Genomic DNA, 1,394 nt, shown 5'->3' with positions numbered 1-1,394 from the left:
AGCTCCACTGACCCCGGTATTGCCCAGACGCCGACCGATGTCGTAACCCTCATCGACATTGCCCAGCTCGATGCCATGGCCGTCCGTATTCAGGTCGTGCAAGGCATTGGCCAGGGCAATTTCAGCGTCCCGGTTGTCGGTGGTGTCATAGAACACGCGGACCGGCTGCTGCCCTTTGGGCAACGTCTCCACGGCCTGCAACCAGCCTGCCTGCAGGGCTTTGGCTTGCAACACCGGCTTGAGTCGCTGGCCGTGCTCATCCTGCATCGAGACCTTGATGGGCCGGTGCAGGTAACCCAGCACTGGCGCAGCGTCGAACTCTTTGACCTGATGCTGGGCCCAGCGTATGGGTAGCCATGGGGAGGGTTCGAAATAGCCCGTTCCTCGGTCAGAGAGCGTGCTCCAGAGCGAGGGGAGTTGCGCTTGCCAGTAGGCGGTGGACATGGTGGTGGGCGCATAGGGGGCTTCGGAGGCATTGGCACGCGCTGCGGTTTCATACCAATCCATAAATGCTCTATCGCGGTCCCAATAAAAGGCCCACAGTTTGCCCAGATCAGTGCTTTTGTTCTGGTTGTCTTCAGGCTCGTGGGTGGCAAATGGGCGAAGGTACCGATCCACCCGATCCGAGCGGGTAACCAGCAGCCCGGTCATGCTTTCGTAAACCGTGGGGACAACATGACCGTTCTGCAATCCCGGGGTGCCTGGCACGCGCAAACCGTTTCGTGTGACATCGCCGTCCTCGCTCACGATCAACGCCTGGGGCACTTTGGGATTGTCATCAAAGAACTGGAACAAGCGCTCGATCATGCCCTGGGCATGGGTGGTATTCTCCGCGTCCTGCCACAAAAAGAGCGTGACTCCGAGCGTGGCGGCATTGCGGCCGCTGAGGATATTATCCGCAGCGCCTGTGTCTGAAGGTTGCTTGGGCGGTGCGAGGGAAAACACCGGGATTGGCCAGTACGCCACTGACTCACCTGCCGAATGCTTGAAGGCAACACGGATTTTGATATCTCTGCTGATCTCTCGGGAGTCCAGTGAATCCGTGTAATCCTTGGGATCTCGTGAGTAAATCGACGCAAAGTTGTTATTTTTCTTCTTGATGAATTGCCAAATTTCCGATTGGTGATCCTGGTAGATCCCAAGCCCCACCCCGCGGATTTCCAACGCATAAGTCCGCGCCTGGGTGGCCTGCTGCTCGGCGATTTGCGCCATGACGTTGGCTTTATAGGCGGCAAGTCCTGCCTTTTCACTGGCCACGGCCTTGCCCCACCAGTGAACGCTGAAAATCAGCAGCAAGGGCCCCACAATGGTGGCGATGCCCCAGCGCAGTACTGGGTTGATCTTACGAAGCTCCACGTCAGGTAACCCGTACGTTCAAAGCATTGCTCGCCACA

Annotated in this window: 1 pseudogene; it reads right to left on the bottom strand. The window is 58.1% G+C overall.

Annotated features, from left to right (window positions below):
- Positions 1–1,359, bottom strand: a pseudogene (locus tag QYH43_RS26860) (DUF2875 family protein); the annotation flags it as partial.
- Positions 1,360–1,394: the final 35 nt, after the last annotated feature.

The organism is Pseudomonas sp. C32, from assembly GCF_030417915.1.
GTDB lineage: Bacteria > Pseudomonadota > Gammaproteobacteria > Pseudomonadales > Pseudomonadaceae > Aquipseudomonas.
This window is presented reverse-complemented; position numbering and strand designations above follow the sequence as displayed.